The sequence below is a fragment of the Helicobacter pylori genome, from assembly GCA_008032935.1.
GTDB classification, from domain to species: domain Bacteria; phylum Campylobacterota; class Campylobacteria; order Campylobacterales; family Helicobacteraceae; genus Helicobacter; species Helicobacter pylori_CX.
The window spans coordinates 922,096-948,759 of record CP032039.1 but is presented as its reverse complement, the minus strand read 5'-3'; the positions used below and the strand labels follow the sequence as shown (position 1 = coordinate 948,759).

General features: G+C 39.8%; 22 protein-coding genes, 2 tRNA genes and 5 pseudogenes. 10 read left to right on the top strand and 19 right to left on the bottom strand.

The annotated features are described in order from the left end of the window. Positions 1–122: 122 nt before the first annotated feature. Positions 123–647 carry an acyl-CoA thioesterase gene (locus D2C78_04780; protein QEF35259.1) on the top strand — a complete coding sequence of 175 codons (525 nt, stop codon included), beginning with the start codon at positions 123–125 and terminating at the stop codon, positions 645–647. A gap of 199 nt (positions 648–846) precedes the next feature. On the opposite strand, the pseudogene D2C78_04775 reads toward D2C78_04780, so the two are convergent. From D2C78_04775 to D2C78_04710, 14 genes and pseudogenes are all read right to left on the bottom strand, one after another. Beyond that, positions 847–1,132 (bottom strand): annotated as a pseudogene (locus tag D2C78_04775) (virulence associated protein VapD). Next, positions 1,113–1,388 (bottom strand): annotated as a pseudogene (locus D2C78_04770) (hypothetical protein). Before D2C78_04770 ends, D2C78_04775 begins: the two co-directional pseudogenes overlap by 20 nt. Positions 1,389–1,435: 47 nt before the next feature. After that, on the bottom strand, positions 1,436–1,708 hold the full coding sequence (locus tag D2C78_04765) for a type II toxin-antitoxin system YafQ family toxin (GenBank protein QEF35258.1): 273 nt from the start codon (positions 1,706–1,708) through the stop codon (positions 1,436–1,438). Positions 1,709–1,721: 13 nt separating this feature from the next. Further along, positions 1,722–2,009, bottom strand: a complete 288-nt coding sequence (locus D2C78_04760) for a hypothetical protein (GenBank protein ID QEF35257.1) — start codon at positions 2,007–2,009, stop codon at positions 1,722–1,724. A gap of 1,055 nt (positions 2,010–3,064) precedes the next feature. Then, a pseudogene (locus D2C78_04755) lies at positions 3,065–5,292 on the bottom strand (outer membrane protein). Positions 5,293–5,787: 495 nt separating this feature from the next. Then, a tRNA-Met gene (locus D2C78_04750) sits at positions 5,788–5,864 on the bottom strand. Positions 5,865–5,890: 26 nt separating this feature from the next. After that, positions 5,891–5,965, bottom strand: a tRNA-Gln gene (locus D2C78_04745). 443 nt (positions 5,966–6,408) lie between these two features. Then, positions 6,409–6,672, bottom strand: a complete 264-nt coding sequence (locus D2C78_04740; protein ID QEF35256.1) for a hypothetical protein — start codon at positions 6,670–6,672, stop codon at positions 6,409–6,411. Then, on the bottom strand, positions 6,639–7,751 hold the full coding sequence (gene hypD / locus D2C78_04735) for a hydrogenase formation protein HypD (protein QEF35255.1): 1,113 nt from the start codon (positions 7,749–7,751) through the stop codon (positions 6,639–6,641). The genes D2C78_04740 and hypD overlap by 34 nt, the downstream gene beginning before the upstream one ends. 2 nt (positions 7,752–7,753) lie before the next feature. Continuing rightward, positions 7,754–7,990: a HypC/HybG/HupF family hydrogenase formation chaperone gene (gene hypC, locus D2C78_04730; GenBank protein QEF35254.1), complete on the bottom strand. Its 237-nt coding sequence runs from the start codon at positions 7,988–7,990 to the stop codon at positions 7,754–7,756. Then, positions 7,990–8,718, bottom strand: a complete 729-nt coding sequence (gene hypB / locus D2C78_04725; protein QEF35253.1) for a hydrogenase accessory protein HypB — start codon at positions 8,716–8,718, stop codon at positions 7,990–7,992. Before hypB ends, hypC begins: the two co-directional genes overlap by 1 nt. Before the next feature lie 111 nt (positions 8,719–8,829). Beyond that, on the bottom strand, positions 8,830–8,958 hold the full coding sequence (locus tag D2C78_04720; GenBank protein QEF35252.1) for a hypothetical protein: 129 nt from the start codon (positions 8,956–8,958) through the stop codon (positions 8,830–8,832). Positions 8,959–8,968: 10 nt separating this feature from the next. Next, positions 8,969–9,268 (bottom strand): cupin domain-containing protein, encoded by a 300-nt coding sequence (locus D2C78_04715; protein QEF35251.1) that lies wholly within the window; start codon positions 9,266–9,268, stop codon positions 8,969–8,971. Positions 9,269–9,364: 96 nt separating this feature from the next. Continuing rightward, positions 9,365–9,998, bottom strand: a pseudogene (locus D2C78_04710) (acetokinase). 62 nt (positions 9,999–10,060) lie between these two features. On the opposite strand from D2C78_04710, the gene D2C78_04705 reads away from it, so the two are divergent. Further along, entirely contained in the window at positions 10,061–10,243 is a 183-nt protein-coding gene (locus D2C78_04705) for a hypothetical protein (GenBank protein QEF35250.1), read from the top strand. On the opposite strand, the pseudogene D2C78_04700 reads toward D2C78_04705, so the two are convergent. The 3 genes and pseudogenes from D2C78_04700 to D2C78_04690 all read right to left on the bottom strand — a co-directional run bounded on the left by D2C78_04700 (position 10,225) and on the right by D2C78_04690 (position 11,984). Next, positions 10,225–10,428: pseudogene (locus D2C78_04700) on the bottom strand (acetate kinase). The gene D2C78_04705 and the pseudogene D2C78_04700 sit on opposite strands and share 19 nt — an antisense overlap. A 16-nt stretch (positions 10,429–10,444) precedes the next feature. Then, positions 10,445–11,059, bottom strand: a complete 615-nt coding sequence (locus D2C78_04695; protein ID QEF35249.1) for a phosphate acetyltransferase — start codon at positions 11,057–11,059, stop codon at positions 10,445–10,447. After that, a complete protein-coding gene (locus tag D2C78_04690; GenBank protein QEF35819.1) occupies positions 11,028–11,984 on the bottom strand; it encodes a phosphate acetyltransferase in 957 nt (318 codons plus the stop codon). Before D2C78_04690 ends, D2C78_04695 begins: the two co-directional genes overlap by 32 nt. Positions 11,985–12,253: 269 nt before the next feature. Between D2C78_04690 and D2C78_04685 the strand changes: the two genes are divergently transcribed. From D2C78_04685 to D2C78_04660, 6 genes are read left to right on the top strand one after another with little or no spacing between them, the layout of a single operon-like run. Then, complete coding sequence (locus D2C78_04685; protein ID QEF35248.1) at positions 12,254–13,813, top strand: flagellar hook-length control protein FliK; 1,560 nt, start codon at positions 12,254–12,256, stop codon at positions 13,811–13,813. 50 nt (positions 13,814–13,863) lie between these two features. Beyond that, positions 13,864–14,844, top strand: coding sequence for a flagellar hook assembly protein FlgD (gene flgD / locus D2C78_04680; protein QEF35247.1), 981 nt, complete (start codon positions 13,864–13,866; stop codon positions 14,842–14,844). Continuing rightward, the gene (locus D2C78_04675; GenBank protein QEF35246.1) at positions 14,841–16,658 is read left to right on the top strand and encodes a flagellar hook protein FlgE; all 1,818 of its coding nucleotides are present in this window, start codon (positions 14,841–14,843) and stop codon (positions 16,656–16,658) included. Before flgD ends, D2C78_04675 begins: the two co-directional genes overlap by 4 nt. Positions 16,659–16,709: 51 nt before the next feature. After that, a complete protein-coding gene (locus tag D2C78_04670) occupies positions 16,710–17,297 on the top strand; it encodes a restriction endonuclease (protein QEF35245.1) in 588 nt (195 codons plus the stop codon). A gap of 21 nt (positions 17,298–17,318) precedes the next feature. Further along, positions 17,319–18,458 carry a class I SAM-dependent methyltransferase gene (locus D2C78_04665; GenBank protein ID QEF35818.1) on the top strand — a complete coding sequence of 380 codons (1,140 nt, stop codon included), beginning with the start codon at positions 17,319–17,321 and terminating at the stop codon, positions 18,456–18,458. 3 nt (positions 18,459–18,461) lie between these two features. Further along, positions 18,462–20,489, top strand: coding sequence for an ATP-dependent helicase (locus D2C78_04660; protein QEF35244.1), 2,028 nt, complete (start codon positions 18,462–18,464; stop codon positions 20,487–20,489). 234 nt (positions 20,490–20,723) lie between these two features. Here the strand turns inward: D2C78_04660 and D2C78_04655 are convergent, their stop codons facing one another. Further along, complete coding sequence (locus D2C78_04655; GenBank protein ID QEF35243.1) at positions 20,724–20,912, bottom strand: hypothetical protein; 189 nt, start codon at positions 20,910–20,912, stop codon at positions 20,724–20,726. A 122-nt stretch (positions 20,913–21,034) separates the two neighbouring features. On the opposite strand from D2C78_04655, the gene D2C78_04650 reads away from it, so the two are divergent. Next, positions 21,035–22,594 carry an outer membrane protein gene (locus D2C78_04650; protein ID QEF35242.1) on the top strand — a complete coding sequence of 520 codons (1,560 nt, stop codon included), beginning with the start codon at positions 21,035–21,037 and terminating at the stop codon, positions 22,592–22,594. Positions 22,595–22,615: 21 nt separating this feature from the next. Then, on the top strand, positions 22,616–24,202 hold the full coding sequence (locus D2C78_04645) for an outer membrane protein (protein QEF35241.1): 1,587 nt from the start codon (positions 22,616–22,618) through the stop codon (positions 24,200–24,202). 782 nt (positions 24,203–24,984) lie between these two features. Here the strand turns inward: D2C78_04645 and hofG are convergent. Further along, positions 24,985–26,520 (bottom strand): outer membrane beta-barrel protein HofG, encoded by a 1,536-nt coding sequence (gene hofG, locus D2C78_04640; GenBank protein QEF35240.1) that lies wholly within the window; start codon positions 26,518–26,520, stop codon positions 24,985–24,987. Positions 26,521–26,664 lie beyond the last annotated feature (144 nt).

Below are 26,664 nucleotides of genomic sequence, written 5' to 3'. Positions count from 1 at the left end.
CTTATTATTTTTCTAATGTCTCTAATATTCACTCAATATTACTTAATTTTTACTAATATATAGTTCTTGGAATGTTTTTTACAAAAAACATTTTTAACACCAATTTTAATTAAGGAGGAGCAATGCCTCAAATACAATCATCGCATTCTAGCCATTTTGATTTTACTATAGACACAGCGGATCGCACTAAATTATTGATGAGCTATTTAGTCGTGCCTACAACCGCTAATTTCAACAATGTCATGCATGGGGGGGAATTATTGAATTTATTGGATAAAGTGGCTTATGTGTGCTCGACTCGTTATTGCGCTAAAGGAACGGTCACTTTAAGCGTGGATGGGGTTACTTTTAAATACCCCATTCCTGTAGGGAATTTGCTCACTTTTTTAGCCAGCATCAATTACGTAGGGAACACTTCATGCGAAGTGGGCATTAAGGTTTTGAGCGAAGACATTAAAACTCGTGAAATCACGCACACGAATTCATGCTATTTCACCATGGTGGCTGTGGAAAATGGCAAACCCACCCCCATGCCTAAATACGAGCCTAAAACAGAGGTTGAAATCCGCCGTTATGAAGGGGCTTTGAAGCGCAAGGAAATGCGCACACGAGGGTATTTAAAAAGTGGCAAACACGATGGTGTTTAAAAAGCAAAAAAAGCGTAAGCGGTGTTTTAACCCTAAATTTTATCCCTAAAAAGGGGGGGGTAGTTGGCGAGCGATTGGTTTAAGCGTTATAAATTGTGTGGGTGGATTAAAAACAGCTTGCTATGACTGCCTAGTCTTACTAAAAAAGCGTTGCTTTCCACTCTATAAGTGCCAAAAATTTTAAAAATTTGGCTAAACACTAGGATTTCACAATCTCAGTAAAATCGCTAAAGTCCTCTACCTTAAACGCTCTAATATCCCTAACAGATTTTTTAAACCACTCAATTTGAGAGAGTTTATTGATCGCTTTATAGACTTGCGCTAAAGTGTTTTCTTTAGAATAATTAACATAAACGCTCCCTTGAGTGTTTTCAAACCCTAATAGCTCTAATTCTTGTCTTAAACCATCATAGGCTTTATTGTAGGGTTCTCCGTATTCTTTTTTTTAAAATCTCAATCTTTAAATCAAACGCTAAAGCATACATTTTCAAAACCTTTACTATTTTTTCTTTTTAACTCGTTTATAAAATCATTTAAACTATCAATTTGAGTGAGATTAATTCCATTTAACGCATCTCTCATGGCTTGTTGCGTTTCAAGATTTGGGATCTCATGCCCCAAAACAACAATCTCTTTTATCATCAAAAGCTTGGCTGATTTTTTACTCTAATTGATTGATGAGATTAAAAAGCTGTTTTTGGCTGTATTTTGTGTAGTCTTTGTTGGTGTGGTGTTTGGCATGCTGATTCCTTTTATTAAATTAAGATAAGTTCATTATAACAGCCCAGTCAAAACAGCTCGCTATGACTGCCTAGCCTTAACAAAAAAAGAATGTTTTCTTGTTTTTTAATTTGATAGACAAGCAATAAATCCGGTTTTAGGTGGCATTCCCTAAAGTCTTTTAAAGTGCCTTTGAGTGGGTGGTCTTTGTATTTGGGTTCTAGGGGCTGCTCTGTGGCTAAATTTCCAACCACTTTATACAAAAGCTTTAAATCAAACCCATTTTTAACAAGAATTTTAAGATCCTTATCAAATTTTTTACTGGTTTCAATCGTCAGCATTTTTAAATCTTATTTACAAGTTTTCACAATGCTTCTTAAAATCCTCTATGCTTTTAAAACAAAGGCGGTTCTTGGTGTCCTTAGCCCTTGCTAAGATTTCTCGCTCTTCTTCTATGGTGTATCCATTTTCGGTTAAGTTTAGCGCTTTAAATTGGAGCGCTTTTTTAATCCTTTGTTTTTGAGCTTGGATTTCTTTCAATTTTTCTAACGCTCTTTTTTGCTTGGTTTTGATAGAATTTAAAAAATTAAAAAGCTGTCTTTGGCTGTATTTTGTGTAATCTTTGTTGGTGGTGTTTGGCATATTTATTCCTTTAAAAATATAAGATCAGTTCATTATAGCGCAAGCGATAGAGTGGGATTAAAAAGGTTAGAAAAATCAAAAACTTTGTTTTGTGAAAAAACTTAAAAAAACAGATGAAAAATCAGTGAAAAACTAAAAGATTAAAAAGCGGAGGGAGAAGTCAGTGAAAAATCAGTGAAAAAGATTAAACCCCCCTAAAGAAACGCTTTTTAAAAACTATCGTTTAAATTAACGCCAAGTTCCCCACTAACTAATCACTAAAAACGCTAAAAAAGATTTTTCATTTTTAAAATTATCACTTGCTTTTGGCAAGCTCTTTTATCATTGGTTATAAAAAATACTAAAAAGGATTTTTTTATTAAATCTCCCCAAAAAAAAGAGGATTCAAAAAAAAGAGGGTTCAAAGAGGGTTTAAAAAAGAAATCCCTTAAAAAGAAGCCCCCTAAAAAAAGGGAATTTAAAACAAAGAATTTAAAACAAAGAATTTAAAACAAAGAATTTAAAAAAAAGAGAGTTCAAAAAAGAAGCCCCCTAAAAAAAGAAAGTTCAAAGAAAGAGAGTTCAAAGAAAGAGAGTTCAAAGAAAGAGAGTTCAAAGAAAGAGAGTTCAAAACAAAGGGTTCAAAAACAAAGAGTTCAAAACAAACCCCTAAAAGGGAGTTTCAAAACAAAGGGTTTTAAAAAAGAGAGTTTAAGAAAAGAAATCCCTTAAAAAGAAGCCCCCTAAAAAAAGGGAATTTAAAACAAAGAATTTAAAACAAAGAATTTAAATAAACCCCCCAAAAAAGAGAGGATTTAAGAGGGGGTTCAAAAAAAAGAAAGTTCAAAAAAAAGAAAGTTCAAAAAAAGAAAGTTCAAAAAAAAGAAAGTTCAAAAATAAAGAGTTCAAAAATAAAGAGTTCAAAACAAAGGGTTCAAAAATTTAAAAAAAGAGAATTTAAAAAGGGGGTTCAAAGAAAAAGGGGGTTCAAAAAAGAAATACCTTAACAAGGGAGTTTAAAAAACAAACCCCCCAAAAAGAGGGTTAAAAAAGGGAGTTCCACAAATAGCTAAACATCAATAAGCGAACACATAATTCAAATACACGCTATAGAGCCTTCGGTATTTGAGTTCAGCCCCCATAAAGGAATAGTAATTGGTGTTGATGGTGGGGATTTTAAGCCCTAGTTCAATGCCGTGTTGAGCCACATGATCGCTGCCTTTTTTCTTAGATCTAGCGAGATTCATCCTCACTCCCATGTTGAATAAGAATTGGAAATTCGCCACGTTCATTTTAGCGTTATAGACGTTATTCACGGTGGCTAAATTCACGTATTCAGAGTTAAGCCATGAAGTGCCCGCTAACGCAATGCCACCAAAAAGCCCCACAGAAAGCTTGTTGTTTTTGCCTAAGAAATTGGTGGCTTTATCGTTGATGAAGTTATAGAGGGCGTCCGCTCCAAAGCCATAAGTCCACACGTCAGAAGCCGAGTTGAAGAAGCTGGATTTGATGAACGCATGGTTGTAATCAAAAAAGCCGTAGTATCTTGCGCCCCATTTTCTTTTTTGGCCAAAGAATTGCTTGTAGCCCACCTGAATACCGATCCCATTCATGGCACCGTTGTTGGTTTGAGAACTGACGATGCCCACTTTCCTAAAGGGATTACGCCCTAACTCTTGGTTGATGGTTTGGACTTGGTTATACGAGTTTTGATTCAAGTAGTAGTTGGTTTCTATGCCTTGCGGGCTATAGGGGTTATTCTTTTTGCTCACCGCATTTTGCAAGCTTGAGCCGTTAGGGATGCTTGAAAGCGCAGTAGTGATGCTGTTATAGGTATTCCCTAATTCATTGTATCGGGATTTGAAATTCACCAAAGTGTCAGCGATGTTTTCGGCTTGCTGTATTTGCTGTTCTTGAGTGCCAAAATGCGCGATGCTGTTGGTTAAAGCCGTTATGGTTTCTTGCACATACGCGCAACCGGCCCCCCAAGTGTTAGAAGTTACCCCTTGATTAGGCAATGTCCCACCCCCATCTCTGCATGATGCCAAAAAAGCGCTAACAAAATTGGTCATTTCTTTCTTAGATCCTACTAAAATCGTAACATTATTGTTGTTTTGCATGACTTCCAAGTTTTTTTCACTTGCTCAGCTAAATTGAACATACTCGCTTGCGCTTTAGCGTTAGCGAGCATGCCTTGTGCAAAGCCAGCGTCTGTGAAAGGGTTGAAGTTACTGGGGTTAGCTATTTCTGCTTTTTGGTTAGTGTTAGCGATTTTGCTTTGCACGACGATTTCTTGAGCGTTTTTGATCATGCTAGTAACCTGGCTAAATTCCTGTTGGAAGATTTGGCACGCGTTCCCCCTTGTGTTTAAACCCCATGGTTGGCCATCCCCTGGAGCGTTTTCGTTATTTGTGGATCGCACGAGAGGGCATTGCGTGTTAAGGACTTGCATGATGTTTGCTGCTTGATTTAACAACTCTTGAGCGTTATTGGTGATACTAAATTTGACGGTGGCTTTGTTATCATTATAAGTAGTGGTGATCGTTACGCCGTCTTGATTGGTTGTTTGCGTGCTACTACCATTACTACCATTACTACCACTGCTACCGCTGCTGCCATTTTTCGCTTGGCAGAACTGAACCACACCGCCGTTAATACTACTATTCTGTTTCTGTTTGCATTCGTATTCATATTCCACATGCACTTCTGTGCCGTTCCCGCCTAATTCAGGAAACCCCTTTTGATCTTTTAAAGCTTGTTGGATGATTTGATAGGCTTCATTGAGTTTTTTGAATTCATCAATAGACATGCTTTTACCAGGACCAGTCGGTTCATACCGGTTGCAAGTAATGCTCGTGGAACGCTGTCCTGGCTGGCTATTAAAGATTACGCTGCCAGGCCCACTCCCTGTGCCGTTCCCGTTCCCACACATGATTGCATAGCCGATGGTATTCCACAGCCCCACCGCCGCATTTAATGCCAAAAAGACGGCTTGATAAGCGGGGGAGTTGGTTTTTTCTTTGAGCAAACCCGTCGCGCCCGCATTCAAATTGTTGATCGCGCCAGATACAGCACTCGGATCAGCGGACAATTTGATCAGGGTGTTTAGGGTGCTGTATCTAGTTAAAAGGTTGTTCAGCTTTTCATAATTGTCTGAAAGCTCTTGGATGCCTTTGGTGTTTTTCACCATTTGAGCGGCTTCACCGATTTGATAGCCTACGCTTGTGTAAAAGCCGTCGTCTTCAGCGCTCAATGCGGAAACTAAAAGCGAACCTAAAGTTAATGAAAGGATGTGTTTTTTCATGTTTTCTCCTTTTTGGATTAAATTGGATTAGTATTAGGGATTTCATACATTAGAATACATTTGCATTAGAACGCATTTGCATTGGAATGTATTTGGAGTATTATAACATAAAGCGTTTTTTTTTTTTTTGTCATTTTCTTAAAAATTTTGTCATTTTTTTGCTTTTGGCGCTTTTTGTTTCGTTTGGTGGTGTTAAAGTCATGGTTAAAACTCAATTTTCTTCATTTGAAATTCGTTTTCTTCACTTGAAACTCATTTTCTTAAGTTAAAACTCGTTTTCTTCATTTGAAATTCGTTTTCTTAAGGGGATAGGGGGGTATTTTGAAATAACTCTCCCCCTACAACCCCCAATTAAATCCCCCTAACCCAAGAAGACCGCTTTTTTAGTAAAGTTATCGCTTGCTTGAGCTCTTTTATTATTTATCTTAAAAATGCTAAAGCATTTTTTAAATTCTATAAATTCTATTAAACAGAGTTAAATTTAAAAAAAGGGATTGGTTGCGGAGAATGGATTTGAACCACTGACCTTTGGGTTATGAGCCCAACGAGCTACCGGACTGCTCTACTCCGCGATATAAGAACGCGCTAAAAGGAAAAATGGCTGGGGTGCAAGGATTCGAACCTCGGAATGCCAGGACCAAAACCTGGTGCCTTACCGCTTGGCGACACCCCAACAAATAAAAGAAGCATTATACAAAAGCTTTTTAAAAAAGTCAAGCTAAAACGCTATAATTCCATCATGGAAAATGGATTTGACCCCATCATTTATAAACGCTATTTGAAAAAGAAAGAAACCTTTTTGCTGTTTAAAAAAATCGCTCAAGTCTCTGCGTTTAAAAATTTAAAACTCCAACTCAAGCGAAGAGAAGTAATCAACCGCTATGTTTCTCAAGCTTTGGGGGATTTAAAGCATGGGTTTAGATACGCTAAAATAGAACACCAAATCCTAAAAATCTATTTCACGCACCCGAGTTTCTTGAAAGCCTTTAAGATAGAAGAATACTATTACACCAACCGCCTGAAAGCCCATTTTTTAGAAACGCAAAAAACCCTAAAAGCTTTAAATTACCCTTTTGATTTTGACACTATCCAAGCGAGCGTTAAGAAAAGGGCTTATCAAAAACCAGTTGTTAAAAAAGAAAAACCCCCTAAAAGCGTGAATGTCAATTGCGAAGGTTTGAGCGATTTCACTAAAAAGCAATTTCTAAAGCTCAAACGTGCTTGTAACGATAATACGCCGCACACGCCCCCTTGAGAGCTGACCATGCAACTGCCGATCGGGTTTTGCGGGGTGCAAGTTGTGGCGAATAGTGAGCAATCTAAGGGCTTAGAGCAATTTCTAAAGCTCAAACGCGCTTGTAACGATAATACGCCGCACACGCCCCCTCAGAGCTGACCATGCAACTGCCGATCGGGTTTTGTGGGGTGCAAGTTGTGGCGAATAGCGAGCAATCTAGGGGCTTAGCGATGCCTTTTAAAATTTCCCCGCACTTGCATGCCTTGTTTTCTTTGGAGGTTTTGTGGCTTAAGTGTTCTTTAAAGACTTTTTCAGCGTCATAAGAAGCGAACGCTTCTTTGAGTTTGAGAGCGGATCGTTTGATATTCCCTAACCCTCTCCATTCAAAATTTTCTCTCACTTCCATGCATGCATTGACTAACTCTTGCGCTTTTACATTCCCCCAATAGCTCACCGCTCTTTTGTATTGGATTTCTAGCTTGGCTTCTTTGTTTAAGGCTTGTTTAATAAGCATCAGCACGCTTTCTAATATATCCACCGGCTCAAAACCGCTCACAATAATGGGGAGTTTAAAGCGATCCACTAAAGGAGTATAGATTTGAGCGCCGCTGATCACGCTCACATGGCTAGGGGCTAAAAGGGCGTTAATTTGGCAGGCTGGATCTTCTAAAATCGCGCTCACGCTCGGAGGCACTAAAATGTGGTTGATGTGGAAAAAAAGGTTGTGGATTTTTTCTTTTTTAGCATTCCATAAAACGCTAGCGCTCATCGGCGTTGTGGTTTCAAAACCGATCGCAATGTAGATGACTTTTTTATACGGGTTTTCTTTAGCGATCTCTAAAGCTTGCATGGGCGAATACAAAAAGCGCGCATCCAGCCCCTTTTCTCTGGCTTGTATCAAACTCCCATAGCTCCCGGGGACTTTCATCATATCCCCTAAACTCAAAACAATGCTGTCTTTGATCATAGCGAGTTCGTAAGCTTCATCAAGGCGCGCTCTTGGCATCACGCATACCGGACACCCCGGCCCATGCGCAAACTCTAAGTTGTTAGGCATCAAATCCAAAAGCCCGTATTTCATGAGAGAATGCGTATGCCCTCCGCACACTTCCATGATGACTAATTTTTTTTCAAGTTTAAAAGCGAGTTTTTTGATTGCATTAGAGAGCGCTAAAAGGGTTTGCTTGTCTCTAAAAGGGGCGATGAGATGATTAACGCTCATTATCACTCATGCGTTTCGTTCATTTTGGCGATCATTTCTTGATAAAGTGCAATGGATTCTAGGGCTTCTTTTTCATCAATCTTACTCATCACATAGCCGATGTGGAGCAACACATAATCGCCCACTTTAACGGACTCGCCCATTAAATCCAAGCTCGCCTCTCTTTGAACGCCTAAAGTTTCTAAAAGCGCCACATTATCGTTAATGGCTATGACTTTAGAGGGGATCGCTAAACACATTAAAACGAATGCGTGGATTGGTAATTTTCACGCTTTTTTTCTAAAAGGAAATTTTTAAAATCTTCCAAGCTTTTAGGGTCTTTGGAACTCATTAAAAAAATAGGCGCTTCAGGCTTTAATTTTTGCATGTCTTCTTGGACTTGAGAAACCCTGAAATTAAACACTTCAATCATATCCGCTTTACTGATAATGACCGCATCCGCGCACATAAACATCGTGGGGTATTTTAGCACCTTATCATCGCCCTCTGGGACTGAGAGTAACACGATATTCATCGCCGCTCCTAGATTATAGCTTGAGGGGCAAACCAGATTCCCCACATTTTCAATGATTAAAAAATCGCTTTTTTCTAACGCCCCCTCATCTTTGAGTAAATCAAACGCCCCCTCAATCATGCTCGCTTCCAAATGGCACGCTTCGCCGGTGGTGATCTGGTGCGCGCTCACGCCTTTTTTACGCAACCTGTCCGCATCTCTGTTGGTTTGCAAATCGCCCTCTACCACGCAAAACTTAAAGTCTTTAAAATCCGCTAGATTTTCTAGCATCGTGGTTTTACCGCTGCCAGGAGAGCTCATGAAGTTTAACACATACAGCCCTTCTTTGAGATAGCGCTCTTTCATTTCAGCGGCTTTAATGTCGTTCTTGCTCAAAATCTTTTCCACGATTTTGACGTCTTTTTTACTCAAATTAGGGTTATTTTGTAAAGATTCTTTTCGTTGTTCGCTCATTTCTTTTCCTTGTCTTTTAAAATTTTCGTATTGTAGCGTGCTTAATTAAACGACTATCATTAAACGACTTCTTTTATCTTTTTGGCTCATTTTTTAGATTAAAACGCGCTTTTACCCTAACCCCTTATCGTCGCTGTCGTTTTTATCTTTTAACACTAATTTAATGATCCTCCATATGATGATTAATAAAATGATCGTTAAAAGCAAATACCAAACATTGATAAAAACGGCTTTCATCATTTGATTTTCCTTATTTTTTACTCAAAGACAATCTTATAACGCTATTTTCTAAAGCGTCCAAACGGTGCGAAACTTGGGCTTCTAGGCTGATTAACGCTCCCTTAGGCATTTCTATTTTTTCATCTCCCACTTCAAAAACGATTTTTCCCTCTAAAACCTGCACGCTAATCGCTCCCGGGGCCTTGTGTTTGTCCATAACAGCTCCTTTAGGCATGCAAATGCGGATTTCTTTATTGGAAGAATTTTCATTCAGCGTTTCAATGTGGAGTTTTTCAAAACAAACGCCCTCTAAAAAATTAACCACTTCCATCAAAAACTCCTAGTGTGATATTTTCTTAATTTAGAACTTAATTTAAGAAAGCTAATTTTTACCCAAAAATTTCTTATAGATTTCTTAAACAATTCTTTATCCTGTTTTTTCCAAAACCTTTTTGGTTTGCAAAGCGATTTCTAATTCTTCATCAGTAGGGATGCGTAAAACTTGGACTTTAGTATCAGGCTGGCTCAAATCCACTAGAGCGTTATCCGGATTGTCGTTCGTGGGCTTACATAAAGCGATCCCTAAATTTTCTAAGCCTTCACACACGCTCTCTCTTAAAGCCGAGTAGTTTTCCCCTAATCCCCCTGTAAAGAGGATCGCATCTACTTTTTTTAAGACTACCATGTAAGCCCCAATATACTTTTTAATGCGATAAGCGCACATTTCAAAAGCGAGTTTGGCTTGCTTGTCGCCTTTTTCCTTTCTGGCTTCTATGTTTCTCATTATCCCCACCAATGCCTTTCAAACCGCTTTCATGATTTAAAATTTTCATCACTTCTTCTAAGCTCTTATTTGCGCATTGCGCGATGTATTCCACCACAGTGGGATCAATATCCCCACACCTTGTGCCCATAATCAAGCCTTCTAAAGGGGTTAGCCCCATAGAAGTGTCCACGCTTTTACCCTTTTGAATGGCGGCTGCGCTTGAGCCGTTCCCTAAATGCAAACTAATCGCGGTGAAGCACCCAAACGCTAAAGCAATTGGGCTTCCTAGGCTGATGTTGCCCGTAGGGAAAGTTTGGTTCTCACTCTGTGTCCCTAATCATAGGGATTTTACAGAGTTTGAGCTCCAACGCATTCCCTACAGGTCTCACACATCATATCTCCAAAGGCGTAACTTTGCACACTTCCTGCACTAGATACAAATGTATGGGGGTATTATACTACAAATTAGTGGCATTCATCCCAAACACTAAAGATATTTGGGATTTCTGCTTGGGTGGTTTTAAAAGCCCACTCGCATGATCTTTAATCACAAGCTTTTCTTTTAATTCTTGATCGTTATGGTGCAAATGCGATTTGATTTTCAACTGCCCTATTTCTTCGCCGATTTTTTCGGCCAAACCGCTCGCTAAGGGCTTATTTTCTTGCATGTCAAACAATTTAAACTTAATAGACGAACTGCCCAGATTCAAAACTAAAATTTCCATCATTTCTCCTAGTCAATTAATCTTGCGCTTGAAGGGCGCTAATCAAAACGGTGTTAACAATATCTTCCACTAAAGCACCCCTACTCAAATCGTTAATGGGCTTGTTCAAGCCTTGTAAGATAGGCCCTATCGCCACGGCTTTAGCGCTCCGTTGCACCGCTTTATAAGCGATGTTTCCGGCGTTCAAATCCGGGAAAATAAAAACGCTAGCTTGCCCGGCCACTTGGCTGTTAGGCATCTTTTTCTTCGCTACGCTTTTGTCAATGGAAGCGTCAAATTGTAAAGGGCCATCAATTTCTAATTGGGGATCTAACTTTTGAGCGATTGTTAAAGCTTCGTTGATTTTGTCTATCATTTCGCCTTGAGCGGAATCGCCTGTCGCATAAGAGAGTAAGGCTACTTTAGGCGTGATATTGAATTGCTTGGCGCTCTGCGCAGAAGTGGTAGCGATCTCGGCTAATTCTTTAGCGCTAGGGTTAGGGATAATCGCGCAATCCCCAAAGACTAACACTTGGGTGTCCAAACACATTAAAAACACGCTTGAAACCAGGCTCACGCCGGGCTTAGTCTTAATGATTTGTAAAGCGGGTCTAATGGTCTCAGCCGTGATTGACCCCAGAAACCATGGCATGCACATAGCCTGAATGCACGAGCATGGTCGCAAAATAAGTCTTATCCAGCGCTAATTGCTCGGCTTCTTGCTCACTCAATCCCTTTGATTTTCGTAATTCATACAAACTATTAGCGAACTCTTCTCTATAATGAGAAGTGTTGGGATCAATGATTTCTACATTTTCCAAATTCAAGTTCAAATTTTTCGAATTAATGGTTTCTTTATCGCCTAATAAGATCAATCCCACCGCGCCCATGGCGTTCAAACGATGCGCGGCTTTTAAAATCCTTTCATCTTCGCTCTCTGGTAAAACCACTTTTTTAATCTGTTTTTTAGCCTTTTTTTCCAAACTCCTTTGAAAGGCTAAAGGGGTAATAATCTCGCTTTTTATTTGCAATAAATTTTCAACTACACCCGCTTCTAATTCGCCCTTACAAAGAGACGCACTCAAAAAATGTGGTTTTTCAAGCGTTTCGCCCGCAAATAACCCTACAGCGAAAGGGGCTTCTTTTTTGAGAATATGAGAATGCATGGCTTTCAAATATTCCAAACTCGTTTGCGCGACAGCCACAACAGGAGCGTTTAAATGCTTGGCTAAAATGGTGTTTAAATCTAAAAGAGCGTTTAAGAAAAACTTCGGCGTATACCCCAAGCAAACCACAAAATCATGCGTGGTTTGTAATTCATCATAGCGTTTGAGAATCGTTTCAAATAGTAACTCTTCTTGAGCAGCACTCACAAGCTCTAAAGCCTTTTGTTTGTCTATGGTGCTATGAAATTCTAAAGAGTTCAAGCCCTCGCACTCCCCAAAGCCCTCACGCCCCCCATCAATGGGCGAAAACAAGGCGATTTTTTGATAGCGTGGCTTCAATGCTTTTAAAAGGCTCTTACAAGCAGCCCCTAAAACTTCGGTATCCTCTGGGTAAATCCACAAACCTTGCATGCCAACCTCACTAAAATTATCGTTTTTATTTAATTGTAGCAAAATTTAATTAAACCTAAACGAAACCATGATTTTGTAAAAAGGCTTTTAGCATTTTTACAACACTAATATAAAAGAGCTTGACGCTAGCTGTAAAACAAAATTTTAAAAACCAATTTTTTAAAGATTAAAAACAATATTTTATAATTCCAATCAAAACAGAGTTAAGGAACTCTTTTTGCTTGGCTTCCACCATGTAAAATAAAAGAGTTGTTTTAAAAAGGATAATCATGCCATCTCCTGTTAATCCCATTCACACCAACGCAAGCGCCAACGCAAACGCTTTGAATAGCGGAGCGAAAAACGAAGACACCAAAAACGCCCCTAAAAGCGCATCAAAGGATTTCAGTAAGATCTTAAACCAAAAGATCTCTAAAGACAAAACCGCCCCTAAAGAATCGCCAAACCATAGCACGTTAAAAGCCACGCCCAAAGACGCTAAAGAGGACGCTAAAGCGCTTGAAAAAACCCCTACCCCACACCACCAACACGCTCAAAATCCCGCCAAAGACCAACAAGCCCCTACCCTAAAAGATTGGCTCAACCACCCAAAAACCCACCCAACAGCCCCACATGAGGCCCAACATGAAACCCATGAGGTTTTTGAGACTGACCCCAAAAACCCTAACGAAACTTTAAACAAGAATGAAAAAAAGCCTAACGAAGTTGCTTCTAACGCTCATCAAACAAACTTGCCTAATAAAAACCCTATAACCCCCACTAACCACGCTAACAACGCTATCAAAAACCCCACAACCCCAACCCATAGCGCCAAAGAGCCAAAAACCCTTAAAGACATCCAAACGCTCAGCCAAAAACATGACTTAAACGCTAGCAACATTCAAGCGGCCACTCCGTTAGAAAAAAAAGAAACTCCCTTAAGCACGAGCGATCAGCTTGCTTTGAAAACAACGCAAACGCCCACTAACCACACCCTTGCAAAGAACGACGCTAAAAACACCGCCAACCTTTCTAGCGTTTTGCAATCTTTAGAAAAAAAAGAACCGCAAAATAAAGAACACACAACCCCCAAAAATAATGAAAAAAAAACGCCTCCTTTAAAGGAAGCTTTACAAATGAACGCCATTAAAAGGGATAAAACGCTTTCTAAAAAAAAGCCAGAAAAAACCCCTACTAAAACCCAGATTACAGCCCCAAGCGCAACGCCAGAAAATGCCCCTAAAATCCCTCTTAAAACGCCCCCTTTAATGCCTTTAATAGGAGCTAACCCCCCTAACGATAATATTCCAACGCCCCTAGAAAAAGAAGAAAAAACTAAAGAAGTAAGCGATAATAAAGAAAAAACTAAAGAAACTAATAACAGCACTCAAAACGCGCAAAACGCCCAAGCTAGCGATAAGACAAGCGACAATAAAAGCGTTACCCCTAAAGAGACGATCAAGCATTTCGCCCAACAATTAAAGCAAGAAATCCAAGAATACAAACCCCCCATGAGCAGGATCTCTATGGATTTATTCCCTAAGGAATTAGGCAAGGTTGAAGTGATTATTCAAAAAGTGGGTAAAAACCTTAAAGTGAGCGTGATTTCTCATAACAACAGCTTGCAAACCTTTTTGGATAACCAACAAGATCTCAAAAACAGCCTGAACGCTTTAGGTTTTGAAGGGGTGGATTTGAGCTTTTCGCAAGATTCTTCTAAAGAGCAACCCAAAGAGCTATTCAAAGAGCAAGAATCAAGCCCCTTAAAAGAAAACGCCCTAAAAAGCTACCAAGAGAATACGGACCATGAAAACCAAGAAACGAGCATGCAGATCACTCTTTATGCGTGATTTTAAGCAAGTTTGCTCTATAATAAGACATCTTTAATAAGGAAGAGATCATGGCCATTGATTTAGCAGAAGTTACAGGAGCTAAAGCCGCACAAGAAAGGAAAAAAGAGCAGCCCACCATCGCTAACGGGTTGGATAAAAACGCTTTCATGAAACTCTTTTTAGAGCAATTGAAAAATCAAGACCCCACCGCTCCTATGGAAACGGATAAGATCATCACCCAAACCGCGCAGCTCACGCAAGTGGAAATGCAAGAAGAAAACAAAAAAACCATGCAAGAAGTCGCCAGTGCCATGAAATCCAATAAAGAAACTAACGAGTCTTTAAAAGATTTTCAAGGCGCTTTAAAAGACACCATGGAAAACCTGAATAAAGGCATGGACGATAGCTTGAAAGCGAATAACGCTTTAAGGGAAGTAAGTGCGCTTAATTCTGTGAGCATGATAGGCAAAATCGCTGAAACCGATGTGAGCGGGGCGAATTTTGACGGCAACAATAAGCTTTCTTTCTCGCTCTTTTTTGATGAAAAAATTGACGCTTCTAAAGGAGTGCCAGCGATTCAAATCTTAAATGAAAACAATGAATTAGTCAAAACGATTTCTTTAAAAGATTATAACGGGCAAAAGGGGTATATCAATTTTGAATGGGACGGCACAAACGAAAAGGGCGAAAAAGTCCCTAAAGGCAATTACAAAATCAAGGCTGAATACAATTTAGACTCTCACAACAAGCAGTATTTGCAAACGCGCATTGGTAGGGGCGAAGTGGAAAGCGTGGTTTTTGATAAAGGCAAGCCCATGCTAAGAATGGGCGAAATGATTTTACCTATAGACAGCGCGATAGAGTTTTACAAACCGGATCAAAAACCCCTTGATCAAAAACCGCTTGAACAGAAATTCTCTGAACAAAAACCCATTGATCAAAAACTCTCTGATCAAAAACCGCTTGAACAAAAGCCCATTGATCAAAAACTCTCTGATCAAAAACCGCTTGAACAAAAGCCCCAAACCCCCCCTAAAGAGACAGCATGAACGACACCTTATTAAACGCTTATAGCGGGATTAAGACCCATCAGTTTGGTATTGACAGCCTTTCCAATAATATCGCCAATGTCAATACTTTAGGCTATCGCTCTAATGATCCGGAGTTTAAGACCCTATTTTCTTCGCATTTAGACGCTTTGAACGCCAAATCCGTTGTGGCTAACGACCGAAATTACGGCGTTACAGGCTCAGGCAATGTCCTTTCTAATAAAGACGGCGAATACATGCCTAGTGAGGGGGAATTCCACATGGCGTATCAAGGCAAGGGCTGGTTTGTGATAGGGCCCAATAAAAATGGGGAAATGACCATTAATAAAGACGGCTTTAGCAAAAAACAGGATAATTTTCTCACGCGCGCCGGTAATTTCGCACGAGATGCTGATGGCTATTTAGTAACCCCTGAGGGCTATTATGTTTATGGCATTGATTTGAAAAAAATCAAAGACGGCACGCTCAATTCCACCGCTAGAGATGAAGACATTGAAAAATTGCATGGCAACACCCTTTCGCCCTTACAAATCCCCCAAGATTTGACTTACCAGCCCGTGCTTAGCACGAAAGTGGGTATTAGCGTGAATTTAAACCCTAAAGACCATTTAAAAGGCGTGCAAGATTTTTTCTTAAACGATAAGGGCGAGATTATTAAAGAGCGTTTTTTAAACCAAGATATTAACGCTTTAGCGAATAACGATAACGAGCCCATAGACGCGATCACTAATCGCAAGTTAAACGTCAGTATCCAAAAAGAAGATGGCAAAAAAGAGGATTTTGTTTTCACTTATGGGGACGCTGAAAAAGGCGAAAACCAATTCAAAACTTTAGGCGATTTGCAAAAACTCCTTAAAGAAAAAACCGGGCTAGACTTAAACCTCATCAAAAGCGAAAAAGACGCCAAAAGCCCCCCCCTTTTATTAGAGATCGCTAATCCTAGCGAAACGCCTATCACCTTTAGCTTGAGTGGGGGCATTGCGGATAAATTGGGCTTGAAAGCGGACGGAATGGAACTGAAAAAGGGCATCAGCAGGGATTCAGTAGCGATTAAAATCCCTTATTACAGCACAGAAGTGGATATTTATGATAAAGCCGGGGATAAATACTTGCTCCAAAGCGAATATTACATGACCAATTCCAACGATCCCACATCAAGCCCCACGAGTAAAAGGAAAAACCAAACTTGGGAAGTGAAAAGCTACATCGCAGATCCCAAAAACAAAACCCCTATCAATGATCCCACTTGGGAAATTGTCGGCTTTGATTCAGCCACGCACAAGATGAAATCCGCCCCCATGACTTTGGATTTTAAAGGCAATAAGCTCACCTATTCTTTAGATAAGAGCGAAAACCATGATTCTAGCGATTTGTCTTATCAAGACTCTAAACTCTTAGAAGCGAGTCAAGATGGCAAGCCTAGGGGCATTTTTAGAGACATGCGCATTGAAGAAAATGGCGTGATTTCTCTAGCCTTCAGTAACGGGGTGGTAGAGCCGGTCGCTCGCATCGGTATTTTAGCTTTCACTAACGATCAAGGCCTAAGGAAAATCGGCGGTAATCTCTATGAAATGCAAGAAGGCACCATTAATGGCGAAAACAGACCCCTAAGCGGTAACCCCATTTTAGGGTGGGACGAAGAGGGCAAGCTCAAGTTTGGGAAAATCAGGCATAAATATTTAGAAACGAGCAACGTGAATGCCGGGAACGCCCTAACCAATCTCATTTTAATGCAAAGAGGCTATTCCATGAACGCTAGAGCCTTTGGCGCGGGCGATGACATGATTAAAGAAGCCATTAGCTTGAAAAAATAAAAGGCTGAAATAAGGAGTGTGGTAAAATATCTTTTTTAATAAGGATATTTAATGATACCCACACAGCTTAATGAAATTGCAGAATTTTTAAAAACAAACCCTTATCATTTGTCTCAACCCTTACAAGATGGGTGCTTAAATTCATTGGTCAATGAAGAAGAAATTTTAAATACCATTAAGGATTATTTTCCTATCCAACTGCCAAAAGCCAGAGAGTGGTGGGATTTTAGTTTTGAAGAAAACGATATTTTTTATCCTGTTAATATTAAAACCACCACCACAAAAACCGCTGATAATCTTAATTGCAAATTAGGGATTTATTATGCGTTGTGCGGCTTAGTGCCGGAATTTAATAACGAAATCGCATGGGAAAAATACTTTCAAAAACTGCATAAAGACTTAGGCAAAAACACCAATAGGGACTATTATTTTTTAATTATCAACAAAAACGATCCTAAGGATATTTTTATCAATTCCTTAAAAGGCATTCAAACCCTCCAACCTAATGGCAATAACTTGCCCTTCCAATGCAAGTGGGACAACAACAGAGAAATCATTCAAAGAGATTTTGATGGAAGTAAAAATTTCATCTTAAGCGCTTTAGCTAAAAGTGTAACTCTAAGGGCTAATATTTATTAAGAGAATTTTTTGGAGAATTTTTTGCATAATTTAGATATTAAAACTTTAGGGCAGGTTTTCACCCCTAAAAAGATAGTGGATTTCATGCTCACTCTCAAACACAATCAAGGGAGTGTTTTAGAGCCAAGCGCGGGCGATGGGAGTTTTTTAAAGCGCTTAAAAAAGGCTGTAGGGATTGAAATCGATCCTAAAATCTGCCCTAAAAATGCCCTTTGCATGGACTTTTTTGACTACCCTTTAGAAAATCAATTTGACACCATTATTGGTAACCCGCCCTATGTCAAGCACAAGGATATTGCGCCTAGCACGAAAGAAAAACTCCATTACAGCCTTTTTGATGAAAGGAGCAATCTCTACTTGTTTTTCATAGAAAAAGCGATCAAACATTTAAAACCTAAAGGCGAATTGGTTTTCATCACCCCAAGGGATTTTTTGAAATCCACTTCCAGCGTGAAATTAAACGAATTGATTTACCAAGAAGGCACGATAACGCATTTTTTTGAATTAGGCGATCAAAAGGTTTTCCCAAACGCCATGCCTAATTGCGTGATTTTTCGTTTTTGTAAGGGCAATTTCAGTAGAATCACCAACGATGGTTTGCAATTTTTGTGCAAAAAAGGCATTTTGTATTTCCTCAACCAATCTTACACGCAAAAATTAAGCGAGGTTTTTAAGGTTAAAGTGGGGGCAGTGAGCGGGTACGATAAGATTTTTAAAAATGAAAAATACGGGAATTTAGAATTTGTCACCTCAATCACCAAAAGAACCAATGTTTTAGAAAAAATGGTTTTTGTCAATGAGCCTAATGATTATTTACTCCAGCATAAAGACAGCTTGATGCAAAGAAAGATTAAAAAATTCAATGAAAATAACTGGTTTGAATGGGGGAGGATGCACCACATATCCCCTAAAAAACGCATTTATGTCAACGCCAAAACGCGCCAAAAAAACCCCTTTTTCATCCACCAATGCCCTAATTATGACGGCTCTATTTTAGCGCTATTCCCTTATAACCAAAACCTAGATTTACAAAACCTCTGCGATAAACTCAACGCTATCAACTGGCAGGAATTAGGCTTTGTGTGCGGCGGGTGTTTTTTATTTTCGCAACGCTCTTTAGAAAACGCTCTTTTGCCTAAAGACTTTTTAAATCTAGGATAAAACTTGTTAGAAACTTTGCAATTAAACCCTGAGCAATTAAAAGCGGCCAAGGCTTTACAAGGGCATAATTTAGTGATTGCGAGCGCTGGCACGGGGAAAACTTCTACGATTGTGGGGCGCATTTTACACCTGCTTAATAACGGCATCAAGCCTGAAGAAATCTTGCTTTTGACTTTCACCAATAAAGCGAGTAATGAAATGATTGCCAGGGTGGCTAAATACTCCAAATTAAGCTCCAAAATTGAAGCGGGCACTTTCCATGCGGTAGCGTATCGCTATTTAAAAAAGCATTACCCTAATTTAAGCCTGAAACAACCTAAAGAATTAAAAAAACTTTTAGAAAGCATTGTGGACACTAAAAACGCCATAGACGATGATAAAAAGCCCTACACTTCACAGCATCTCTACGCCCTCTATTCTCTTTATACTAACGCTCTAAAACAAGAAGATTTTAGCGCATGGCTTTCTAATAAAAGCCCTGAACACACGCCATACGCTGCCTTTTATGAAAACATTTTAGAAGAATTTGAAAACACCAAAAAAAAGCATAATTATATTGACTATAACGACTTGCTGTTGCTCTTTAAAAAAGCAATGCTAGAAAGACCTAGCCCTTATAAAGAAGTGCTTTGCGATGAGTTTCAAGACACTAACCCCTTACAAGAATCCATTTTAGACGCCATCAACCCTCCCAGTTTGTTTTGCGTGGGCGATTACGATCAGAGCATTTACGCTTTTAACGGGGCGGATATTTCTATCATTTCTAATTTCACTCAAAAATACAAAAACGCCCAGGTTTTCACGCTCACTAAAAACTACCGCTCTTCTAAAGAGATTTTAGATCTCGCCAATCAAGTGATACAGCATAACGAGCGCATTTACCCTAAAAATTTAGAAGTGGTGAAATCAGGGAAATTCAATAAACCCACGCTTTTAAATTACAACGACAATATCGCGCAATGCCAAGACATCGCTAAACGCATTGTCATGCGGAAGAATTTTAAAGAAGTGGCAGTGATTTTTAGGAATAACGCGAGCGCGGATCAATTAGAAGCCGCTTTAAGATCCCACAACGTGCCAAGCAAAAGAAAAGGGAGCGCGAGTTTTTTTGAATCCAAAGAAGTGGCGTTAGCGTTAGATATTTGTGCACTCATCTTTAACCCTAAAGACATTATGGCAGCGATTCACATTTTAAGCTATATCAGCGATATTGGCTCTAACACCGCTAAAGACATTCATGAAGCCTTAATGCTTTTAGGCAATGGCGATCTCAAACTAGCCCTAACCCACCCAAATAAAGAAGCCAAAATTTACACGAAGAAAAAAGAAATCACCTCTATGGGGCTTTTTGAAGAAATTTTTGCCCTAGAAAACAGCTCAAGGTTTAATAGCGTGATAGATAAAGCGTTTCATTCGCACCCAGTATTGATGCACCCTAAAATCTCACTCAATGGGGCTAAAACGCTGAGCGATTTTTTCACTCTTTATACTAAAGCCCCTACTCATTCCCCTAGCGCTTTAATCAAACACATTCTAGAAAGCGTGTTTTTTCAAACCTTTAAAACACGCCTTTTAAAAGAGCGCTCTAAAAATAAGGACGGCTCTTATAACGAATTTAAAAAACTCCAAGCGCAAAAACGCTTCAATGAAAAAATGGACTTGCTGAGTTCTTTGGCGAAAAATTACCAAAATTTAGGGCGTTTTTTAAACGGCACTTTAATAGGCTCTAGTGAAGCCACGCAAGGCTGTGGCGTGAATTTATTGAGCGTGCATGCTTCTAAAGGATTAGAATTTAAAGACGTTTATATTATAGATTTAATGGAGGGCCGTTTCCCTAACCACAAGCTCATGAATACCGGTGGGGGCATTGAAGAAGAGCGGCGGCTTTTTTATGTCGCTATCACAAGGGCTAAGGAAAATTTATGGCTTTCTTATGCGAAAAACGAATTGAGGGAAAACACCAAACCTAAAGAGCATAAGCCTTCGGTGTTTTTGTATGAAGCGGGGCTTTTGAAACCTGATTCAAAATAAAATTGGTTTTTGTATTGTTTGTTTAAAACGCTAGCAACCATAGATTTAACTCTAGCTTGCGCTAGAGCCAAAATTTTAGTATAATTGCGTTGCGAAGGCCATTAAAACTATGATTACTAATAGTAATTTCATAGTTGGTTATCTCCTTTCGGGGTAACCACCCACTATCACCCCAAACCCTAACATACTCCAAATTTTCACAACGAAAGAGAAACCTAGAAATTACTATTTGCGTTAGCGTGATTTTACATTAAAAAACCAAAGAATGCCAAAAAGCGTTTTTAAAACCCCCCCAAAATTTAAGGCTAATCCCCCTATGAAATCCCGTTTTTTTTTTTTTGTAACAAGCGCTCCAATTGCTGTAACTTTATTTCCTTGATAAGGGGTTTTTAAGGGGATTTTTAAGGTTAGTTTAATTTTCATTATGTGAAAATATCACAATTACATCTAACAATTTGTATTACTAAACATTATTTACAAGCTCTGATGTAACTAAATCCCAAATTTAATCTCAATCAAGGAGCATCCCATTGATAAGGAAAATCATGATAAAGAAAAATAGAACGCTGTTTCTTAGTCTAGCCCTTTGCGCTAGCATAAGTTATGCCGAAGATGATGGAGGGTTTTTCACCGTCGGTTATCAGCTCGGACAAGTCATGCAAGATGTCCAAAACCCAGGCGGCGCTAAAAGCGACGAACTCGCTAGAGAGCTTAACGCTGATGTAACGAACAACATTTTAAACAACAACACCGGAGGCAATGTCGCAGGGGCGTTGAGTAACGCTTTCTCCCAATACCTTTATTCGCTTTTAGGGGCGTATCCCACGAAACTCAATAGTAACGACGTGTCTGCGAACGCTCTTTTAAGTGGTGCGGTAGGCAGTGGGACTTGCGCGGCTGCAGGGACGGCTGGTGGCAACTCTCTTAACACTCAAAGCGCTTGCACCGCTGCGGGCTATTACTGGCTCCCTAGCTTGACTGACAGGATTTTAAGCACGATCGGCAGCCAGACTAACTACGGCACGAACACCAATTTCCCTAACATGCAACAACAGCTCACCTACTTGAATGCGGGGAACGTGTTTTTTAACGCGATGAATAAGGCTTTAGAGAAGAATGGGACTGCTACTAATAGTAATAGTGGAACTAGCGGTGCGACTGGTTCAGATGGTCAAACTTACTCCACACAAGCTATCCAATACCTTCAAGGCCAACAAAATATTCTCAATAACGCAGCGAACTTGCTCAAGCAAGACGAATTGCTCTTAGAAGCTTTCAACTCCGCCGTAGCCGCCAATATTGGGAATAAGGAATTCAATTCAGCCGCTTTTACAGGTTTGGTGCAAGGCATTATTGATCAATCTCAAGCGGTTTATAACGAGCTCACTAAAAACACCATTAGCGGGAGTGCGGTTAATAGCGCCGGGATAAATTCCAACCAAGCTAACGCTGTGAACACGCGCGCTAGTCAGCTCCCTAACGCTCTTTATAACGCGCAAGTAACTTTGGATAAAATCAACGCGCTCAACAATCAGGTGAGAAGCATGCCTTACTTGCCCCAATTCAGAGCCGGGAACAGCCGTGCGACGAATATTTTAAACGGGTTTTACACTAAAATAGGCTATAAGCAATTCTTCGGGAAGAAAAGGAATATCGGTTTGCGCTATTACGGCTTCTTTTCTTATAACGGAGCGAGCGTGGGCTTTAGATCCACTCAAAATAATGTAGGGTTATACACTTATGGGGTGGGGACTGATGTGTTGTATAACATCTTTAGCCGCTCCTATCAAAACCGCTCTGTGGATATGGGCTTTTTTAGCGGTATCCAATTAGCCGGTGAGACCTTCCAATCCACGCTCAGAGATGACCCCAATGTGAAATTGCATGGCAAAATCAATAACACGCACTTCCAGTTCCTCTTTGACTTCGGTATGAGGATGAACTTCGGTAAGTTGGACGGGAAATCCAACCGCCACAACCAGCACACGGTGGAATTTGGCGTGGTGGTGCCTACGATTTATAACACTTATTACAAATCAGCAGGGACTACCGTGAAGTATTTCCGTCCTTATAGCGTTTATTGGTCTTATGGGTATTCATTCTAAGAAAGGGGGGAAGAGACAAACATGAAACAAAATTTAAAGCCATTCAAAATGATTAAGGAAAATTTAATGACACAATCTCAAAAAGTAAGATTCTTAGCCCCTTTAAGCCTAGCGTTAAGCTTGAGCTTCAATCCAGTGGGCGCTGAAGAAGATGGGGGCTTTATGACCTTTGGGTATGAATTAGGTCAGGTGGTCCAACAAGTGAAAAACCCGGGTAAAATCAAAGCCGAAGAATTAGCAGGCCTGTTAAACTCTAATACGACAAACAACACCAATATCAATATTGCAGGCACAGGAGGCAATGTCGCCGGGACTTTGGGCAACCTCTTTATGAACCAATTAGGCAATTTGATTGATTTGTATCCCACTTTGAACACTACCAATATCACACAATGTGGTGCTACTAATAGTGGTAGTAGTGGTGCGACCGCAGCCGCCGCTACTAGCAATAGCCCTTGTTTCCAAGGTAACCTGGCTCTTTATAACGAAATGGTTGGCTCTATCAAAACTTTGAGTCAAAACATCAACAAGAATATCTTTCAAGGCAACAACAACACCACGAGCCAAAACCTCTCCAACCAGCTCAGCGAGCTTAACACCGCTAGCGTTTATTTGACTTACATGAACTCGTTCTTAAACGCCAATAACCAAGCGGGTGGGATTTTTCAAAACAACACTAATCAAGCTTACGGGAATGGGGTTACCGCCCAACAAATCGCTTATATCCTAAAGCAAGCTTCAATCACTATGGGGCCAAGCGGTGATAGCGGGGCTGCCGCAGCGTTTTTAGACGCCGCTTTAGCCCAACATGTCTTCAACTCGGCTAACGCTGGGAATGATTTGAGCGCTAAGGAATTCACTAGCTTGGTGCAAAACATCGTCAATAATTCTCAAAACGCTTTAACGCTAGCCAACAACGCTAACATCAGCAATTCAACCGGCTATCAAGTGAGCTATGGCGGGAATATTGATCAAGCGCGCTCTACCCAACTGTTAAACAACACCACAAACACTTTGGCTAAAGTTACCGCTCTAAACAACGAGCTTAAAGCTAACCCATGGCTTGGGAATTTCGCTGCCGGTAACAGCTCTCAAGTGAATGCGTTTAACGGGTTTATCACTAAAATCGGTTATAAGCAATTCTTTGGAGAAAACAAGAATGTGGGCTTACGCTACTACGGCTTCTTCAGCTATAATGGCGCGGGCGTGGGTAATGGCCCTACTTACAATCAAGTCAATCTGCTCACTTATGGGGTGGGGACTGATGTGCTTTACAATGTGTTTAGCCGCTCTTTTGGTAGCCGAAGTCTTAATGCGGGCTTCTTTGGGGGGATCCAACTCGCAGGGGACACTTACATCAGCACGCTAAGAAACAGCCCTCAACTTGCGAGCAGACCTACAGCGACGAAATTCCAATTCTTGTTTGACTTGGGCTTACGCATGAACTTTGGTATCTTGAAAAAAGACCTAAAAAGCCACAACCAGCATTCTATAGAAATCGGTGTGCAAATCCCTACGATTTATAACACTTACTATAAAGCTGGCGGTGCTGAAGTAAAATACTTCCGCCCTTATAGCGTGTATTGGGTCTATGGCTACGCCTTCTAAAAAAGCTCAAGGCCTTTTATAGGCTTTGATTGAACCCTTTAACCCCCACTTTAAAAACAACCCAAAATCTTTATCAAATGTTGTCAAATAATGGAATTAACCCCCCTAAGAACGCTTAAAAAATTTGTTTGTGCAAGCTCTTTTATTATGTTTATTTTAAAATGCGTCTTTGAGTGTTTTTAACTTGTTGCGATTAGTCTTTGAACAAACCTTTTAACCCCAACTTTAAAGACAACCCAAAATATTTATCAAATATTGTCAAATATTGAGATTATTCCCCAAGAACGCTTTAATGGTGAAAGTGTTCAAACGCTAAAGGCGTTTAGGATTTCTATGGTTTAAAACTTTGTTTTATGGTTTTAAATTTTATGATAAAACCCATTTTTTAAGGGGATAGGAAGTATTTTGAAACCCCCCCCAAAACTAAATTCTCTCTAACCCAAGAAAACCGCTTTTAAAACCCCCAAGCAGAAATCCTAAACATCTTTAGTGTTTGGGGTGAATGCCGCTAATTTGCAGTATAACACCCCCATACATTTGCATCTAGCGTAGGAAGTGCACAAAGTTACGCCTTTATAGATATGATGCGTGAGAGCTGTAAGGAATGCGTTGGAGCTCAAACTCTGTAAAATCCATTAGGCACACAGAACAAGAACCAAACTCCCCCCAACATCAGGAAGCCCAATCGTCTTTAGCGTTTGATCACTTCACAAAACGAGCCACGCAAAGTATTAGATTTTAAAAAATGCTTTGGAGTGTTTTTAGTTTGCTGTGATTGGAAATCAAAACTTCAGCGTGAGGTTGGTCATCATGTAACTTCTGTCTTGGTAATTCGCGCTAAAGTCGCCATCAGGATTATTGAATTTGGGCGCTCCAAAATACCCTGCTTGATAGCCTTTATTGATCCTAGCCCCATAATAAGTGATCCTAAAGTTAAGGAGAACCGATTCAGTGAACGCATAGCTCGCATTGAATTGCAAGGAATATTCATTAGCCCTCCCCACTTGCCCTAACGCATTCTTATTCGCATGAGAGACGCGCCCAAAAACATGCCATGCAAAACGCTTATGGATCCCTCCAACAGAAGTGTAAAAAGTGAAAGTGTTAGCGTTAGTGATCGCATCAGCCAACCCATCATAAGCCGTATTATCCCAAAAATCATAGCCAATCATTCCGGCATGCTTAGTCGTTATGGAGATTTCACTACCGATATAGGAAGTGTTATTCCCCCTTGGCATCGTGTGAGAGCCTAAAAAAGCGTCCGAATTGCCAAAGGTGTTATAAAAGCCAATGGACCAGTTGAAATTATCCCACCAAAAAACCTGGCGGATATTTAAAGTAACGCCATTCCTCCCTAACAACGAGCCATGGGGCGTGCTGTCTTCTAAACTATAAGTGTTTGTCTCTGGGTTATACCACCCCCTATAGTATAAAGGAAAGGTTGTCATGATCATGCTTTGAGAGCGAAAGCCCACATTTTCAAAATTCCTATTCGTGTCATAGACTAGCTTAAAACCAGGAGCGTTATAAGTCTTAGGCGCAAAATAATAAAAAAATTGAGCGTCTAAACCTTTATAAGAATAAGTCGTGGTGATCCCATGCCAGCCATAGTTGATAAAATCGTTGCTGTTATTAGGATTGCCTCCCTTTTTCAAATAAGGCACGGTCGCAAAAAACTCATAAATCCAAGAGTTAAACGCTAAACCTCTCCCAAAAGAACTCCACCACCAAAACCTTAACCTTTGCGTTTCAGTCTTATAGGGCTGATAATACACTTCCCACCCTTGATTCGATCCGCTCATAAAATCAATATTCGCTTCATAACGCCCCGCTTTAAACCCAAAAACATCTTTGTAATCGTATCGTAAAAAAGCGGTATCCACCACATAAGGCCTTGCATGATAGCTCGCTGATTGAGAAGTCCCCGCATAAGCAGGGCCAAGATACTTATTGAAAAAGTATCCATGATAGCCCCCAATGAAATTCTCCACAATTGAGCCAAAAACCTTCCCGTTAGCCTGGTTAATATAATATTTGGTCTTATCGTAAGGAATGGCTGCAATCGCCCCACCAAAAGAGACAGAGAGCCTGTGGTTTTCGGTGCCTTTAGGGAGTAAATTGACTTTGACTTGCGCTAAAGTTACAATATCTATAAAACTTTCAGTAGGATAAATCCCTTTTTTGGTATTGATTTGAGAATTGTTAAAACCAATCTTAGAAAAGTTCTCCACACGACCACTAAACCGATAATCAAAAGCTTCTACAGGACATAATAAAAGCGATAAAGAATAAGTCAAAAAATACTTTTCTTGCCTCATTAAACTCTCCCTAATTTTAATGGTATGATCTTTTTTGTTGAGATTATAATTATAATCAAAAATAACATAAAATTAAAATATTAATTAAAATCCGCAACCCTATTTTACAAAAAATAACCTTTTATTTTAAATTGGTTTAAAATC

Coding starts and splice junctions, on each gene's coding strand:
- D2C78_04780 (QEF35259.1), top strand. CDS start 123: ATGCCTCAAATACAATCATCGCATTCTAGCCATTTTGATTTTACTATA.
- D2C78_04765 (QEF35258.1), bottom strand. CDS start 1,708: ATGCTGACGATTGAAACCAGTAAAAAATTTGATAAGGATCTTAAAATT.
- D2C78_04760 (QEF35257.1), bottom strand. CDS start 2,009: ATGCCAAACACCACCAACAAAGATTACACAAAATACAGCCAAAGACAG.
- hypD (QEF35255.1), bottom strand. CDS start 7,751: ATGAGCGTTAATCATCTCATCGCCCCTTTTAGAGACAAGCAAACCCTT.
- hypC (QEF35254.1), bottom strand. CDS start 7,990: ATGTGTTTAGCGATCCCCTCTAAAGTCATAGCCATTAACGATAATGTG.
- hypB (QEF35253.1), bottom strand. CDS start 8,718: ATGAGCGAACAACGAAAAGAATCTTTACAAAATAACCCTAATTTGAGT.
- D2C78_04720 (QEF35252.1), bottom strand. CDS start 8,958: ATGATGAAAGCCGTTTTTATCAATGTTTGGTATTTGCTTTTAACGATC.
- D2C78_04715 (QEF35251.1), bottom strand. CDS start 9,268: ATGGAAGTGGTTAATTTTTTAGAGGGCGTTTGTTTTGAAAAACTCCAC.
- D2C78_04695 (QEF35249.1), bottom strand. CDS start 11,059: ATGCCATGGTTTCTGGGGTCAATCACGGCTGAGACCATTAGACCCGCT.
- D2C78_04690 (QEF35819.1), bottom strand. CDS start 11,984: ATGCAAGGTTTGTGGATTTACCCAGAGGATACCGAAGTTTTAGGGGCT.
- D2C78_04685 (QEF35248.1), top strand. CDS start 12,254: ATGCCATCTCCTGTTAATCCCATTCACACCAACGCAAGCGCCAACGCA.
- flgD (QEF35247.1), top strand. CDS start 13,864: ATGGCCATTGATTTAGCAGAAGTTACAGGAGCTAAAGCCGCACAAGAA.
- D2C78_04675 (QEF35246.1), top strand. CDS start 14,841: ATGAACGACACCTTATTAAACGCTTATAGCGGGATTAAGACCCATCAG.
- D2C78_04670 (QEF35245.1), top strand. CDS start 16,710: ATGATACCCACACAGCTTAATGAAATTGCAGAATTTTTAAAAACAAAC.
- D2C78_04655 (QEF35243.1), bottom strand. CDS start 20,912: ATGAAAATTAAACTAACCTTAAAAATCCCCTTAAAAACCCCTTATCAA.
- D2C78_04650 (QEF35242.1), top strand. CDS start 21,035: ATGATAAAGAAAAATAGAACGCTGTTTCTTAGTCTAGCCCTTTGCGCT.
- D2C78_04645 (QEF35241.1), top strand. CDS start 22,616: ATGAAACAAAATTTAAAGCCATTCAAAATGATTAAGGAAAATTTAATG.
- hofG (QEF35240.1), bottom strand. CDS start 26,520: ATGAGGCAAGAAAAGTATTTTTTGACTTATTCTTTATCGCTTTTATTA.